This is a genomic window from Nocardia sp. NPDC057272 (genome assembly GCF_042668615.1).
In the GTDB taxonomy this organism is placed as follows: domain Bacteria; phylum Actinomycetota; class Actinomycetes; order Mycobacteriales; family Mycobacteriaceae; genus Nocardia.
Map to the genome: position 1 here is coordinate 25,007 of NZ_JBHUYK010000044.1, position 14,355 is coordinate 39,361.

Sequence of the window (14,355 nt, forward strand, 5' to 3'; positions counted from 1 at the left end):
GGACCAACACCGTGTTCACCCGTGTCATCTCCGCCCGCCGCTCCGCCGTTCCCGTACTCGCCCTACTCACCAGTGCGATCGTCACCGGTTGCGGCACAACAGCTCCCGCCACCGAACCCTCGGCAAGCGGTTTCCCGCTGACGATCTCGAGCTGCGGTCGCGACGTCACCTTCTCCTCGCCCCCACAGCGCGTCGTCACGGTCGGTTCCATCGCCGCACCGCTGATCGCCGCCGCGGGCGCCGCGGACCGCATCGTCACCCGCACCTTCGAAGCCGCTGCCTTCCCCGGCCAGTACGGCGAGGCATTGCAGGGCATCGAAATCACCGCGCCCACCGCCGAACTCGCCCGCGAGGAGATCATCAGCCGGTCCCCCGACCTGGTCGTGAGCGTCGAAGGACTCTCGGTGACCCCCGACGACCTCGCCCAGGTGAACATCCCGCTGATCGTGACCCGCGGCTACTGCCGCGACGCGGCGGGCACCTTCGACGACGTCTTCGCCGACATCACCCTCTACGGAAAGCTCTTCGGCACCGAGAACGCGGCCGACGCCGAAGTCACCACACTGAAGCGGCGAGTACAGGCGGTGACCGAACGGCACAGTGGCACACCGACTCCCCGTCCCGCCGCCGCGCTGATCCTGTCGCGCGACGGCGCCCAGCTCAAGGCCTACGGCGCCAAGAGCACCGTCCACGAACAGCTGAAGATCCTCGGTCTCGGCAATATCTACGGCCAGATCGACAAGCGCAACTTCGAAGCCAACACCGAAACACTCATCGCCGCCGACCCCGAAGTGATCATCCTGCTCACCCAGGGCGACCAGACACCCGAATCGGTGCGCGCCGCCCTGCGCCAACGTCCCGAACTGGCCGGGCTGCGTGCGATCCGAGAGAACCGGATCATCGTGGCGCCCTTCGGTTACACCGGCCCGGGGCCGGTAGCCGTCGAGGGTCTGGAAGTACTCGACCGCGAATTGGCGCAGCTGCGATGACCGCCACCACCACCGGCTACCTCGTCCGTGAGGCAGGCACCGAGGATCTCGCGGGCGCGCGCAGCGTCATGCTCGACACCTTCTACCAGGTGTTCGGCATCGGCTATCGGCCCGAATACCACCAGGATGTGATCGACCCGGACACCGCGTATCTGCGGCATCCGCGCCACCGGCTGTGGGTCGCCGAGCACGAGGGCGTCATCGTCGGTACCACCGCGATCCGGGCGCAGGGGCCCGCGCATCCCCCACATCCGGCCGAGCTCACGCGCCGATATCCCGACGAGACCACCGCGCAGCTGTTCCGGGTCTATGTGCGGCCCGAGCACCATCGACGCGGACTGGCCACCCGGCTGGTCGCCGCGGCGGTCGAGCACGTTCGCGCCACCCCAGCTTTCGAGCGGCTGTACCTGCACACCGACGCCCGGACACCCGGTGCGCTCGAATTCTGGCTGACCTTCGGCCACATCGTGTGCGACGCCCGAGGACCACACGACGGCTTCCAGACGGTGCACCTCGAAATTCCGCTGGATCGCGGCGGTGAACAGCCGGGCTGACGGGTCGTCGCTGGCGCGGTGACGGCATACACGGCACTATCGAACGCGTGGAACACTTGCGAATCGCGCGACGTTCGGGTGCTGTGTCGTGACCGCGCTGGCTCCCGGCGAGAACCGGCCCGCGCCCGGTGATCAACTGACCGTCACGGTCGCGAGTTCGGCGTCGGTCGACGTGTCGGCCCTGCTGGTGAACGCGGCGGGCAAGGTGCGCTCCGACGCCGACTTCGTCTTCTTCAATCAGCCGACCGGGCCGGGTGTGGTGTACCGGCACGGCAACGGCGGACCCGACGTGGTGGGCGTGCAGACCTCGGCATTGCCCGCCGATGTGGACAAGGTGGTGGTCACCGCGAGCCTCGACGGCCGTGGACCCGCGACGTTCGCCGCCGTCGGCACCTTGACCACCACCATCGAATCCGGCTCCACCGCACTGACTTTCCCGATCCCCGGGCTCACCACCGAAAGCGGTGTGGTGTGCGTGGAGATCTATCGCCGCAACGGCGCGTGGAAGGTCCGCGCGATCGGCCAGGGGTACGACGACGGGCTCGCGGGTATCGCATCGGCCTACGGGGTGAACCTCGACGACGACCCCGCACCCGCTGCGGCACAGGGCAATTCCGGTGCCGTGGCGGGCACTGCCGGCGACCCCCGAGGTGCACCCGGCCCAGGTCACCCGCCGCCGCCCCCTCCCGGTTCCCACGCCCCGATGCCACCCGGCCGATTCGCGCCGCCCCCTGTTCCCGGTCAGCCGGGGACGCCATCCGGCTACCCGGCCGCACCCCCGCCGGGCGCACCTGCCTACCCAGCAGCGCCCCCACCGCCCTACCCGCCACCCGCCTACGGACAACCCGGCGGACCCGCTCAACAGCCGACGTATGCATCTCAGCAAGGAGCCCAGCCCGTGCACAGCGACCTGTTCGACCCCTCGCATGCCGAGGTCAACGGCCTCGGTATCCAGAAGCAGGGCGGCAAGATGGTGAAGGTCGGCATGAACGGGGAGGTGATGGCGCGGTCCGGGTCCATGGTGGCCTACCAGGGTGACCTGAAGTTCGAGGCGCTCGGTTCCGGCGGCATCGGCCGCGCCATCCGCCAGCACCTCACCGGCGAAGGCGTGCCGCTGATGAAGGTGACCGGCCGCGGCGACCTGTTCCTGGCCAACAGCGCCGCCGACGTGCACATCATCGACCTCGACGGCACCGACGGACTCACCATCAACGGCGCCAACGTGCTCGCCTTCGACTCCACGCTGCGCTACGACATCGGCCGCGTCCAGGGCGCCGCGGGCTACGCCTCCAACGCGGGCCTGTTCAACTGCGTCTTCACCGGCCGCGGCCGCATCGCCATCACCACCCACGGCACCCCGGTCGTCCTCACCGTCGACCAGGCCACCTACGCCGACCCCAACGCCGCCGTAGCGTGGTCGTCGAGCCTGCAGACCGGCATCAAGCGCAACGACTCCTTCGGCCTCGGTCGCCTGATGGGCCGCAGCACCGGCGAAGCGAGCACCCTCGCCTTCTCCGGCCGCGGCTTCGTCATCGTCCAGCCCTCCGAACTTCCCCCGGGCGGCCTCATCGGCGGCACCGGCGGCGGCCAGCAAGCGGGCACCGGCGGCAGCATCTTCGGCTGACCCGAACACGGAAAAGGCCGATACCCGCTCAGCTGCGGGTATCGGCCTTTTGTCCTGCCTGCTAGTTCGCGCGCTCCTTGCGGGCCTGGCGGCGGGCCTCACGCATGTCGTTGAGTTCCTGTTCCAGGCTCTCCGCGATGCGGAACTGGCCGGTGTCGTAGATGCTGGTCGGCTCGATCGCCTCGTAGCCGAAATTGGCTTCGGCGAACGCCTTTTCGACCCGGGCCTCGATATCGGAGATGGCGCTCTTGCGGGCGGCTGGAACCGAATCGGTGGCCGGCTCCGGCTTGACCGGCTCCTTGGCGGGCTCCGGTGCCACCACGGGCGCGGGAGCGGACTTCTTCGCGGTGGCCTTGTCCGCGGAGGACGGCTTGCCGATGCCGAAGCGCTTGCGCTTCTCCGGCGAGCGGCCGTTGCCGTTGGTGACCGGCTCGGGGGGAGTCCAGGCGGGTTCGCGGGTGATCGGCGTGGTCGCGGCCGTTTCGGTGGCAGCGATCGCCTCGGCGCGCGCCGCGCCCGTCATCGGCGGGGTGTAGGTGAGGCGGATACCCTCGGAGGCCTGGCGGCCGAGGATGTTGTCGGCGGGGTCGGGCAGGTCCCTGACCTGGCTGGTCGCGCGAGTGATGGCCAAGCCGTACCGGGCGCTGACCGCGTCGTGGATCAGTAGCGCGACACCGATCATCACCGGCGCGACCGCGTGCACGGCAACGTCGTACCAGCGCCCTTCCCGCACGTAGGGATAGGTGTTGAGGGTGACGGTGAGCCCCAGCAGCGCGAGCTCGGCGAGCGCGACCTGGCGGCGGTTGTCGATCACGCCCCACTCGGCGACCTTGTTCGTGCCGACCATGATGATGATCAGACACACGCTGATCATCGCTTCGAGCAGGTAGCTGAACCAGAACAGCGGATCGCTCGGCCCACCGGGCGCGATGTTCTGCTGCACGTTCACCGCGGACCACAGCATGCCCGCGCCGACCACGCCGGCCAGTGCCTTCAGCGACCACGACCGGTGCCGGTACAGCGAAGCGAGCTTCGCGTGCGGGCTCGATTCGCGACGCTGGGACGCCATCGCCTTCCTGGCGAGCAGCAGATCTCGCATGTCGGCCTTCTCGATCGCTTCGGTGGTCTGTCGGCTGCGGTCCGATGCGGACGCCATCGCCTGGGTGTGCTTCCAGCGCTGTTCGCGATCCTGTTCACGGATGCGTTCGGCGAGTTCGCGTTCGGCGCGCAGCTCGTCTTCGGAGAGCGCGTCGGTGAGGGCCGGATCGAATTGGTAAGCGAGACGCCCGCGGGCACGTTCGACTCGCTGGGCGAGCTGGCTGACGTCGTCCTCGAGACCGGATTCGATCGTCATGCCAGACCACCGCCCCGGGCGCGCGAAGGCAGGCAGGTGACCACAGGTGTGAACGGCACGGACCATTCTTACAGCATGTCTGGAAACTCCGATAGTTTTCAGGCACCGCCCTTCTCGGGCGTCGTCGATTCACAGCGCGAGCGCAGCGTGAATTTCGGTTCCCGCTTCTCCCGGGACGGTTTCGCCGACACCCAGAGGGTGACGGTCAGCGCCTTCCCGTCGGCGGACTTTGGTTACCCGGCCTCCTGCTCGGGGGTCCGGGGATCGTGAAAAGTTCTGGTGCATCGTCGGCCACATGGCAAGATTGATCGCCGCGTTGTGGTCACGATCTGCGCTGAACCCACACTCGCAGAGGAATACTCGATCGGCCAACGACAGGGCCGCACTGATCGTTCCACAGGCAGAGCAGCGTTTGCTCGATGGATACCAACGATCCGCAATGATGACGGTGCCGCCACGCCATGCCTGTTTGTAGGTCAGCAGTCGAGCGAAGCCGGCCCATCCGGCATCGCTGATAGCGCGAGCCAGACGGTGGTTACCGAGCATCCCCGCTACGTTCAGGTCTTCGATCACGATCCGGTCGTGGGTCTTGACCAGTGTGTTAGCGACCTGATGAGCGAAATGACGGCGAATATCGGCAACTCGACGATGGTGGCGTCCAAGCCGCACGACCGCCAGGTGATGGTTATGTGACCCCTTCTGTTTGCGAGACAACGACTTCGCCAGGTGTCGTCCCCGACTGAGCCCAGCGGCCAACGGTTTAGGAGCGGTATCGAAGCGGGCGACCTCGGCCCCGTCGGCAGTAGCGGCGACAGCAAATACTGTCAGCCCGCGGTCGATCCCGACCCAACCCTGGCAATCGCTGTCTTTGCGCGGCTGATGACGGTGCGCCGGATGCAGATCCGACGATTCGGTAGTCAGGCTGATCCACCAGCGTCGGGAACGGTAGGAGACGGTGGCGTAGAGGATCTTCGCCCGTCCTTTGGCGAGCAACCTTCGTAACCGGCGAGTATCTTCACGTACCCTGACCGCACCGATCCCGGGCAGAGTCACTGACCGCGCTGTGTCGTGGTCACCGACCCGGACAGACGCCCGCCCGGTTTTCGCCTGGATGCTGCGGAGCCGAAACGACGGGACAGTCTTGCCCTTACTCTTGAAACGGGGAAACCCGATCCGCGTACCTGCGCGTTTGCCTGTCCTGGATTCCGAGAATGCGGCCAGTGCACTACTGCAGTCGGCGGCAGCTTCCTCGAAGACTTGCTGGCGGACCTGATTGCGCCACGCCAGGCCGGTCACCTCGATCTCGGTGATCCCGGACGCGTCGACAGCGAAGACCCTTCCTGCTGCTTCGGTCTTCTTCCAGGCGTTGAACGCGTTGATCAGGTCGAACCGCGTCCACGGAACCGGATACTCAGGGTCGATTTTACGTTGCGTGAGCGCGGTTTTCACGAAAGCTAGGCTTTGGTTGAACGCGAATCTGGCCGCGCCGGCATGACGGACGAGCACGACGGACTGCTCGACCGTAGGGTCGAGGCAGTACCGGAAAGTCGTGTGGCGGCTCATCATCAGCGAGTGTGACACAGGCCACCGACATCACACTGAACGCGCAGCCACAGGACAGTTCCAGGTTTCAAGTGCGCTCAGAGCGGACACCTCGAGGTGACCTGCGTTGATTTCGCGAACACTTGTCGGAGCTCCGTGTCATGCTGTGCGGCACCACTGGGGAGTGGGTGGACTGACTCGAAGGGGACGAGCATGTCTACGGAGGGAACTGTGTTGTCGCCCGCGCCGCATTGCGAGCCGCGGTTGGAGGGTGGGGAAGAGGTGCCGCGGTCTGTGGCCGTGAATACCGCTGCGCCCCACCGGATTACTGGTTCCGGTCGCCCGAGGGCCGCGGGCGGGACGCCGGCGAGTATCCGCAGGGCAGTGCGCGCGTCCTGCACGCAGGCAGCGCCTACCGGCGAATCTGTCGCGACCGCAAAGCGATTCGCCGAGCAGGTGCTCCGGCTGCTCCTGGAGGTGGTCGATCGGCGCAGATCGTCGACTCACCTGCGCGCTCACACAGACGCGCGAGTGCTCGCCGCCATCAACACCATGCTCGCGCAGGACCTGGTCCCCGGCCGGGGCTTGGGCGGCGCCACCCTGACCCGCGTGAAACTGACCGCGACACAAGACGGTGCCGCCGAAGTCTTCGCCTCGTATCAGCGTGGGCCGCGGACCCTCGCTATCGCCGGCCGCATCGAGTCGACCAAGGACAGTTGGCGCTTGGTCGCGGTGCGGATGTTCTGATCGCCGGGACGGTCGAAGCGTGGATGTCGAAGTCGATATCGACGAGCTCCTCAGCGAGGTCTGTCGACTGCCTCAACGCAGCGCGGTGACGCCCGAGAAGTCATGGGGTGCGCGGTGATTGCGATCGGAAAGGCTGCCGAGAGAGTGGTCGGGATGAAGGCCGAAGTATTGCCTGCGGGTCCGGCTGGTCCAGGCCAGCGCGGCCGCGGCGGCGATGCGGTGGAAGTGGACGGTGTAGCCGTGTTCGTAGATGCGCAGCAGGGCGTAGCCCCCGGGGTACTCCTTCACGGCAGCTACCTCCAGATATTCGACGTGGCCGGAATCGGGGCGGCTGCGGCGATTCCGGTGGGTGTGGCCGCTGTGGTGCAGGAATACTCCAGGGGTCGTTCGATAGCAGGCTTGCAGTGCGGCCACGCTCGCACGATCGAGAACGAAACCGGGGCCGCCGGGGTTGCTCAGTGCCGCATAGCGGGTCGCGGGGTGGTGTCCGAAGATCAGCGTCGGGCGGTCGGGGTCGGCGGCGAGTGTCGCGCGGAGCTCGGCCAGTTGGTCGGCGTCGATCGTGCCGCCGGAACCTCGCCTGCGCGTGGTGTCGAGACCGATCAGGCGCAAGCCGCCGAGCTCATGGCAGGTGAGTTGACCGAACGGCTGAAACACCGTGCCCCAGTGATCATTCGCGCCGCGCGCAACGTCGTGATTGCCACGGCAGACGAAGTGATCGCTGCCCGCCTTGCCCCAGGCGTCCAGACGCGTCGCGATGCCCGCGGACTGTTCGGCGGTGCCACAATCGGTGAGATCGCCCGCGACCACCAGATGATCTGCCGCGCGCTCGGGTCGGCGGATGTCGTGCAGCAGTGCCTCGGTCATCACCTGCGGGTAGTGGCCGTCGTCGTGGCGCAGCCCCGGCGGCAGCCCGGCGACGATCAAGCCGCTGCGGTCCTCGCCCCAGTGCAGGTCGTTGGCGAGGGCGATCGTGCGCAGCAGTCGGCCCGGCGGTGGCGGCGCGGTCAGGAAAACGCCCGTGACCTCCGGAGTTCCAGGGCGCCGAGTCACCCAGGTGCGGCCGGGAACAGCGGTTTCGCCGTCGGAGCAGGCCCGGAAGCGATATCGGCGGCCCGGCTCGAGGCCACGCACTTGCGCGTAGTGGTGCGCGGTGCGACGGCCGTCGAGGTAGCGGGTCACCGGTGCGGCCGAGCTGTCGGCGGGCGCGAGCAGCACTTCGGTGTCGGCCGCGGCCGGGTGCAGCTGCCCCGCGCGATCACGTCGGCGGGTCGACCACGTGAGGATCGCGGTGTCGTGAGTGACCGTGACGACCTCGAGATCGGTGACGACGAGCCGATCACGCACGCCGTTCCACGAGTACGGCCGCGCCATCGGCGCGCGCACGGTTGCCGCCGCCGCCCCCGAGGCGGCGTTGACCAACCACGCGGTGTGCAGTCGCGGATCGAGCATGCCGGGCTCCGTTCGCCGTCTCCGGCTGACGGTACGGCGCCCGGCTGAACACCCGTGGGCGGTGATGTGGACATTGATCGCCCGGGTAGCGACCGGAAAGCGAGGACGCCGCCGCTAGTCGTTGCGTGGCTTCTTCCGGAGCTGCTGTGTCCCATCGCTGTGCGGTGGGTCGCTGTCGAGTCCGTCGGGTAGCCGCCGCGCCCCACTGGCTACCTCGGCAATGAGATCGTCGTAACCACAAGCCAATTCGTGCAGGCGTAATTGCGCGGCGCGCAGTTGGGCCTCGGCGCCGCAGGCCAGCGCGCGGTAGGTGAGCGCGGCGAAATGGGCCATGCGGTCCACGACGGCGCCGATGCTCTCGGTGTGCATCGGCGCCGAGGTCGCCGGAGTGGGTGAGCGGATCACGACCCAGCGGTCGATCTCGCAGACCAGACGCGCACGCGCCCAATCGATCTCGCTGGTATCGCCGGGAATCTGCTGTTCGCGGCGTTCGTGCAGCGTGGCCAGCTCGTGCGCGGCGGAGAGGACGGGGTCACTGGCACCGGCGACCCCGCAGACCGCCTGCATCATCTGTGCTCGGTCCGGCAGTACCGGTTCCGGTCCGGGTCGTCCCGTCGAACCGCTGCCGTCCGTGTCCACTGTTGCCGCACCGTCCCCGTCGTCGGTTTTGTACCGCTTGTCGAAGGACATTCGTCTCGGCGGGGACGACGGATAGGTCACGAAATGACCCCCCAACAGCGAAAACCGGCCGTGAACAGGTGTTCACGGCCGGTCGGGATCACCGATCGAGCTGGAGTATCACAGGCTCCGGGCGATGATTTCCTTCATGATCTCGTTGGTGCCCGCGTAGATCAGCTGGACGCGGTTGTCGACCCACATGCGGGCGATCGGGTACTCGTTCATGTACCCGTAGCCGCCGAACAGCTGCAGACAGGTGTCGGCGATCTGCATCGCCTTGTCGGTGGTCCACCACTTCGCCATGGCGACGGTGGGGATGTCGAGTTCGCCGCGGATGTGCTTCTCGACGCAGTCGTCGATGAACACGCGCGCGATGCGGGCCTCGGTGGCGACCTCGGCCAGCTTGAACTTGGTGTTCTGGAAACCGAACACCGGACGGCCGAACGCCTCGCGCTCCTTGGTGTAGCGCAGCGTGTGGTCGAGGGCGACCTCCATGCCCGCGACCGCGCCCATCGATACGATCAGGCGCTCCTGGGGCAGCTGCTGCATCAGCTGGATGAAGCCCTGACCCTCCTGGGTGCCGAGCAGGTTGGTCACCGGGACGCGCACGTCCTCGAAGAACAGCTCGGAGGTGTCCTGGCCCTTCTGGCCGATCTTGTCGAGCACGCGACCGCGACGGAACCCTTCGCGATCGGCCTCGACGAGGACCAGCGAGACGCCGGAGGCGCCCTGGGTGGGGTCGGTCTTGGCGACCAGGATGATCAGGTCGGCCTGTGCGCCGTTGGTGATGAAGGTCTTGGAGCCGTTGATGACGTACTCGTCACCGTCACGGATCGCCTTGGCCTTGACGGCCTGCAGGTCGGAGCCGGTACCGGGTTCGGTCATCGCGATGGCGCCGACGACCTCGCCGCTGGCCATCTTGGGCAGCCAGTGCTTCTTCTGCTCCTCGGTGCCGTAGGCGAGCACGTAGTGGGCCACGATGCCGTTGTGCAGGCTGACGCCCCACGAGGTGTCGACCGCGCGGGCCTGCTCCTCCATGAGCACGGCCTCGTGCGCGAAGGTGCCGCCACCGCCGCCGTACTCCTCGGGGATCGAGATGCACAGCAGGCCGACTTCGCCCGCCTTGTTCCACAGGTCGCGGTCGACGTGGTGCTGCTCGCGGTACTTGTCGATGTTGGGGACAAGTTCCTTGGCCATGAACGCACGGGTCATGTCACGCAGGGCGTCCAGGTCCTCGTCCATCCAGCTGGACCGATTGGCGGCCATCGAGTCTCCTTGTTCGGCTCGGCACAGCACCGGCCCAGGCGTGACCGGTGGTTACGGACACCAGTGTGCCGCAGTATTGGCGTCGTGACAATAGTGCTGCCGAAATGGCCTCTCACCAGCGCATCATGGGTAACGGTGAGAATGGATGGATGAGCGCGCGCCGGACCGTCAGCTCCACCAGCTTGAGGTGGAAGCCGCTGTCGGGGTACCGCCGCATCAGCGCGGAGTAGGCCGCGTAGGGCAGTCCGTAGCGCCGCGCGCCGAACGTCACGTCGATCAGATCGGCTCGCCGGAACAGCTCCACCGGATCGGTCGCGCCCCCGGCCGGGCGCACACGATGGTGGTCGCGGATCATCTCGGTGACGAGCTCGGCGAGGTCCTCCCGGTCGTGCGTGATCAGCCAGTCGCCCGCCAGCGCGCACGACGGTTCGAGATAGTCGAAGGTGCATGCTGCCCAGATGCCGAGATCGTGGAAGGTCGCCGCGGTGCGGAACTCCTCGCGCGAACTCGGCGGCGGCCCCGGCTCGCCGCTGCGGGCGAACAGGAGATCGGCTGAGCGCAATACCCGCAGCACATGATGGAAATAGGCCTTGCGGTCGGCGCCGAGCCGGGCGGTCCACGGTTCGAGTCTTTCGGCGATCGCCTGGTCGAGTTCGCTTGTGTGCTCGGTCAATTCGTCACTCCGAAGTAGATCTCACGGGCGTTTGCGAACCCCCCGGCACCCCCCGAACCAACCCTAGGTGTCCGCGATGGGCGCCGCTCTGCGAAACGGAGTTTCTCTCGAACAGTCGATGAGAGCGGCCTCGGAGAACCTGGTTGGATTCCAGATGTCCGCTCAGAACAGCGTCATCGGCTCGTCGGACTCGGGCGTCGGCTGGGCGGGCAGGTCGGGGACGATCGCACGGACCTCGTCGTGGAAGCGGCGAGCCAGGCCACGGGCCGCGGCATTGTCGGGCGTGTGCACGAAGACCGTCGGCGAGCGACCTTCGCGCAGCCACCCCGCGACCGTCTCCACCCACGGCTGCCAGCCCGCCACGGTGCGGTCGGTGTCTGCGCGCCCGTGGTAGCGCACGATCGGGTACTCGGTGAGCGCCCGCATCCGGCGCGGAACGCGAGGCTTCTTGGCCCGTGCCTCGAATTCGGAGGGGTCACCCGGTGGCCCGTCGAACAGGACCGTCGTGTCGAACGGCACCCATTCGGCCCCGATCCGCCCGAGCACCCGTTCCAGCTGCACGGCGGCCCGCTCGTCTTCGAAGAACGCTGGATGACGCACTTCCACGGCGCTGCGCAGTCCACTGGGCAGCTCGCGCTGGAAGCGCGCGAGGGCGCCGAGATCGGTCGGGCCGAACGACGCGGGCAACTGGATCCACAACGCGTGCACCCGGGGCCCGAGCGGCGCCATCACGTCGAGGAACGCACCGAGTTCGGCGCCCGCGTCGACAAGCCGGCGCTCGTGCGTCACCGCCCTCGGCGGCTTGAGCACGAACCGGAAATCGGGCGCGGTCTGTCGCGCCCACGACTCGACGGTGGACGCGGACGGCGTCGCGTAGAACGTGGTGTTGCCCTCGACCGCACCGCAGTGCCCGGCGTAGGCACGCAAGCGCTCCCCCGGCGCGGGCAACCGCTGCTGCCACTGCGGATGCGTCCACATCGCACACCCCATCCGCAGCTCACGCACAGGCCGACGGTAATACAGCGACCGGCCGCCCCTAAAATGAGACCGGTTGCCACCAGTTCGCCCTGTGCGCGGGCGGCGGGAGTAGCGGTGTCCGGCCGAGCAGGTCGGCGACCGTACGACCGCCACATCCATGAATTCCGGTGCGCGCACAACGGAAAGGGCCTGTGATGGCGATTCTCACCACCGAGCGGCCCAGTGCTGTCTCCGTCACCCGCGCGTGGCTGGGCGTGTCCGCCGCCATGGTGGCGATCGCGTGGGGCGGCAACGAGTTCACACCACTGCTGGTGATGTACAAAGCCCACGGCCTTGCGCTGACCGCGGTCGACCTGCTGCTGTTCTACTACGTCCTTGGCATCGTGCCCGCCCTGCTCATCGGCGGCCCACTGTCCGACCGGTTCGGCCGCCGCCCGTTGATGCTGCCCGCACCGCTGATCGCCGCGGCCGGTTCGCTGCTGCTCGCGGTGGGCGCGGCCTCGGTGCCGATGCTGGCGGCCGGGCGGATGCTGTGCGGTGTCGCGCTCGGACTGGCGATGGCGGTCGGCGGCAGCTGGCTCAAGGAATTGTCGCAACCTCCGTTCGCCGCGGCTGCCACGGGCAAGGGTGCCCGGCGATCCGCGATGAGCCTGACCGCCGGGTTCGCTCTCGGCGCGGGTGTGGCGGGAACCCTCGCGCAGTGGGGTCCGCTGCCCGATTCGACCGCCTATCTCGTCAATGCGGCGCTCTGCGTCGCGACCGCGTTCTGGGTGGCCCGAACCCCGGAAACCGTGACCCGCCGAGCGAATCCGGGCAGGCTGCGCGACGACTTGAAGATCCCGGCCGCCGGGCACCGGCGGTTCCTGCGGGTGGCGGTGCCGATCGCCCTGTGGCTGTTCACCGCCAACGCCACCGCCTACGCGGTCCTGCCGACGCTGATGCTGCCGCGCGTGCAGCAGGCCCCGATCGCCTTCTCCGCCCTGGTCACCATGGTGACGCTCGGCTGCGGATTCACCATCCAATCGGTGGCGCGACGCATCGACCGTCCCGGCACCGCGCGCGCGGCGGTGGTCGCGCTCGTGCTGCTCACCACCGGCATGGTCCTGGCGGCGTGGACGGCGGCCACTTTGAGCATCTGGGTGACGCTGCTGACCGCCGTGGTGCTCGGCAGCGGCTACGGCATCGGCCTCGTCGCCGGGCTGCAGCAGATCGAACGTCTCGCGGGCCCCGGCGACCTCGCGGGCTTGAACGCGGTCTTCTACTCGGTGAGCTACCTCGGCTTCGGCGTGCCCGCGGTCCTGTCGTCCCTGCACAGCGGCCTCGGTTTCGGCTACCCCGCCATGTATCTGGTCACCGCCGCGATCGCCGCCGGCTGCCTCGCGCTCGTAGCGGCGAACTACCGCGAACGGATCTGAGCGGAATCCCTCCCCGCTGAAGCCCGTCGCCCGCACATCGGCCGACCTCGACGATCCGCGACCGCGCGTTACGGTGGATCGGGTGAGCACCGACCCCGTCGAAACCCTTCTCCGCTGGCAGCATTCCGGGGCGGTCTGGCGGGTTGTCAGCCGCAGGCCCGACTCCGTGACCGTCGCCCTCTACGAATGCACCGGCGGACAGGAAGTAGACCGCATCACCTCCACCGATCCCGCCCTCCTGCGGTTTCTCGGCGAACGCGCCACCAGCGAGGACTGACCCGCCCGCGGTGAACAGGGTTACGCTGGTTGGCGTTATCGCTTCACGCCAGTCGGCCCGCACACGGCCGGATCGCCAAGTGAGGAGAGACCATGTCGGCCCCTACCGGACTACCCGCTGGAACCTGGGTCATCGACCCCGCGCATTCCACGCTCCAGTTCTCCGTGCGTCATCTGATGGTGAGCAAAGTGCGCGGCCGCTTCACCGATTTCGCGGGCACGCTCGTGGTTCATCCCGACGGCACCGCCGACGCCGATGTCGAGATGAAGGTGGCCTCCGTCACCACCGACAACGCGCAGCGAGACGGGCACTTGGCCAGCGCCGACTTCTTCGATGTCGCCAACCACCCGATCGCCACCTTCAAAGCCACCGGTTTCAAGGCGCTGAGCACCGAATTCTCCGTCACCGGCGACTTCACCATCCGCGGCAACACCCACCCGGTGACCCTCGAGGTCGAATTCCTCGGCACCGGCCCCGGGATGGCCGACGCCCCGGTCGCCGGCTTCTCCGCGACCGCCACCATCAACCGCCGCGATTTCGGCCTCACCACCGACATACCGATGGCCGACGGCGGCGCCGTGATCGGCGACAAGATCAACCTCTCGCTCGACGTCGAGGTCGGCCTGCAGAGCTGAGCGGCACCGAGCACAGGAGGGGCGCATGTCAGGACGACGTTTTCGAGCCGGCCTAGCCGCCGGGCTCCTGGTGCTGGTCGCGGCCTGCGGCGGCTCGCCCACCGAATCCGGGACAGAATCCGCCGCCCCACCGGCGCCGGCGATCTCGGTCGCGCCGCAAGACGGCGCGAC

Annotated in this window: 14 protein-coding genes; 7 read left to right on the forward strand and 7 right to left on the reverse strand. The window is 68.0% G+C overall.

Annotated features, from left to right (window positions below):
- Window positions 1-11: 11 nt before the first annotated feature.
- The 3 genes from ACFULV_RS33495 to ACFULV_RS33505 all read left to right on the forward strand — a co-directional run bounded on the left by ACFULV_RS33495 (window position 12) and on the right by ACFULV_RS33505 (window position 3,167).
- Window positions 12-989: an ABC transporter substrate-binding protein gene (locus tag ACFULV_RS33495; RefSeq protein WP_378663862.1), complete on the forward strand. Its 978-nt coding sequence runs from the start codon at window positions 12-14 to the stop codon at window positions 987-989.
- Window positions 986-1,543 (forward strand): GNAT family N-acetyltransferase, encoded by a 558-nt coding sequence (locus ACFULV_RS33500; RefSeq protein ID WP_378663865.1) that lies wholly within the window; start codon window positions 986-988, stop codon window positions 1,541-1,543. Before ACFULV_RS33495 ends, ACFULV_RS33500 begins: the two co-directional genes overlap by 4 nt.
- A gap of 88 nt (window positions 1,544-1,631) precedes the next feature.
- Complete coding sequence (locus ACFULV_RS33505; protein ID WP_378663868.1) at window positions 1,632-3,167, forward strand: AIM24 family protein; 1,536 nt, start codon at window positions 1,632-1,634, stop codon at window positions 3,165-3,167.
- A 61-nt stretch (window positions 3,168-3,228) separates the two neighbouring features.
- Here ACFULV_RS33505 and ACFULV_RS33510 read toward each other — a convergent pair whose 3' ends face one another.
- On the reverse strand, window positions 3,229-4,521 hold the full coding sequence (locus ACFULV_RS33510) for a hypothetical protein (RefSeq protein WP_378639323.1): 1,293 nt from the start codon (window positions 4,519-4,521) through the stop codon (window positions 3,229-3,231).
- 129 nt (window positions 4,522-4,650) lie between these two features.
- Window positions 4,651-6,084 carry an RNA-guided endonuclease TnpB family protein gene (locus tag ACFULV_RS33515; protein WP_378663870.1) on the reverse strand — a complete coding sequence of 478 codons (1,434 nt, stop codon included), beginning with the start codon at window positions 6,082-6,084 and terminating at the stop codon, window positions 4,651-4,653.
- A gap of 192 nt (window positions 6,085-6,276) precedes the next feature.
- Between ACFULV_RS33515 and ACFULV_RS33520 the strand changes: the two genes are divergently transcribed.
- Window positions 6,277-6,810, forward strand: a complete 534-nt coding sequence (locus tag ACFULV_RS33520) for an Rv3235 family protein (RefSeq protein WP_378663873.1) — start codon at window positions 6,277-6,279, stop codon at window positions 6,808-6,810.
- Between the two features lie 72 nt (window positions 6,811-6,882).
- Here the strand turns inward: ACFULV_RS33520 and ACFULV_RS33525 are convergent, their stop codons facing one another.
- From ACFULV_RS33525 to ACFULV_RS33545, 5 genes are all read right to left on the reverse strand, one after another.
- Window positions 6,883-8,262 carry a metallophosphoesterase gene (locus ACFULV_RS33525; RefSeq protein WP_378663875.1) on the reverse strand — a complete coding sequence of 460 codons (1,380 nt, stop codon included), beginning with the start codon at window positions 8,260-8,262 and terminating at the stop codon, window positions 6,883-6,885.
- Between the two features lie 114 nt (window positions 8,263-8,376).
- Window positions 8,377-8,832: a DUF4254 domain-containing protein gene (locus ACFULV_RS33530; protein WP_378663877.1), complete on the reverse strand. Its 456-nt coding sequence runs from the start codon at window positions 8,830-8,832 to the stop codon at window positions 8,377-8,379.
- Between the two features lie 228 nt (window positions 8,833-9,060).
- Window positions 9,061-10,206: an acyl-CoA dehydrogenase family protein gene (locus ACFULV_RS33535; RefSeq protein WP_378663880.1), complete on the reverse strand. Its 1,146-nt coding sequence runs from the start codon at window positions 10,204-10,206 to the stop codon at window positions 9,061-9,063.
- Window positions 10,207-10,318: 112 nt separating this feature from the next.
- Window positions 10,319-10,879 carry a hypothetical protein gene (locus ACFULV_RS33540; RefSeq protein WP_378663883.1) on the reverse strand — a complete coding sequence of 187 codons (561 nt, stop codon included), beginning with the start codon at window positions 10,877-10,879 and terminating at the stop codon, window positions 10,319-10,321.
- 162 nt (window positions 10,880-11,041) lie between these two features.
- A complete protein-coding gene (locus ACFULV_RS33545) occupies window positions 11,042-11,884 on the reverse strand; it encodes a DUF72 domain-containing protein (protein ID WP_378663885.1) in 843 nt (280 codons plus the stop codon).
- A 167-nt stretch (window positions 11,885-12,051) separates the two neighbouring features.
- Here ACFULV_RS33545 and ACFULV_RS33550 point away from each other — a divergent pair, with 167 nt between their 5' ends.
- The 3 genes from ACFULV_RS33550 to ACFULV_RS33560 all read left to right on the forward strand — a co-directional run bounded on the left by ACFULV_RS33550 (window position 12,052) and on the right by ACFULV_RS33560 (window position 14,184).
- A complete protein-coding gene (locus tag ACFULV_RS33550) occupies window positions 12,052-13,272 on the forward strand; it encodes an MFS transporter (RefSeq protein ID WP_378639341.1) in 1,221 nt (406 codons plus the stop codon).
- An 82-nt stretch (window positions 13,273-13,354) separates the two neighbouring features.
- Window positions 13,355-13,549 carry a hypothetical protein gene (locus ACFULV_RS33555; RefSeq protein ID WP_378639344.1) on the forward strand — a complete coding sequence of 65 codons (195 nt, stop codon included), beginning with the start codon at window positions 13,355-13,357 and terminating at the stop codon, window positions 13,547-13,549.
- A gap of 92 nt (window positions 13,550-13,641) precedes the next feature.
- Window positions 13,642-14,184, forward strand: a complete 543-nt coding sequence (locus ACFULV_RS33560; RefSeq protein WP_378639347.1) for a YceI family protein — start codon at window positions 13,642-13,644, stop codon at window positions 14,182-14,184.
- Window positions 14,185-14,355 lie beyond the last annotated feature (171 nt).

Bases quoted from the DNA above. Each gene is read 5' to 3' on its own strand.
- ACFULV_RS33535 (WP_378663880.1), bottom strand. From the start codon at position 10,206: ATGGCCGCCAATCGGTCCAGCTGGATGGACGAGGACCTGGACGCCCTG.
- ACFULV_RS33530 (WP_378663877.1), bottom strand. From the start codon at position 8,832: ATGATGCAGGCGGTCTGCGGGGTCGCCGGTGCCAGTGACCCCGTCCTC.
- ACFULV_RS33520 (WP_378663873.1), top strand. From the start codon at position 6,277: ATGTCTACGGAGGGAACTGTGTTGTCGCCCGCGCCGCATTGCGAGCCG.
- ACFULV_RS33550 (WP_378639341.1), top strand. From the start codon at position 12,052: ATGGCGATTCTCACCACCGAGCGGCCCAGTGCTGTCTCCGTCACCCGC.
- ACFULV_RS33515 (WP_378663870.1), bottom strand. From the start codon at position 6,084: ATGAGCCGCCACACGACTTTCCGGTACTGCCTCGACCCTACGGTCGAG.
- ACFULV_RS33500 (WP_378663865.1), top strand. From the start codon at position 986: ATGACCGCCACCACCACCGGCTACCTCGTCCGTGAGGCAGGCACCGAG.
- ACFULV_RS33525 (WP_378663875.1), bottom strand. From the start codon at position 8,262: ATGCTCGATCCGCGACTGCACACCGCGTGGTTGGTCAACGCCGCCTCG.
- ACFULV_RS33560 (WP_378639347.1), top strand. From the start codon at position 13,642: ATGTCGGCCCCTACCGGACTACCCGCTGGAACCTGGGTCATCGACCCC.
- ACFULV_RS33510 (WP_378639323.1), bottom strand. From the start codon at position 4,521: ATGACGATCGAATCCGGTCTCGAGGACGACGTCAGCCAGCTCGCCCAG.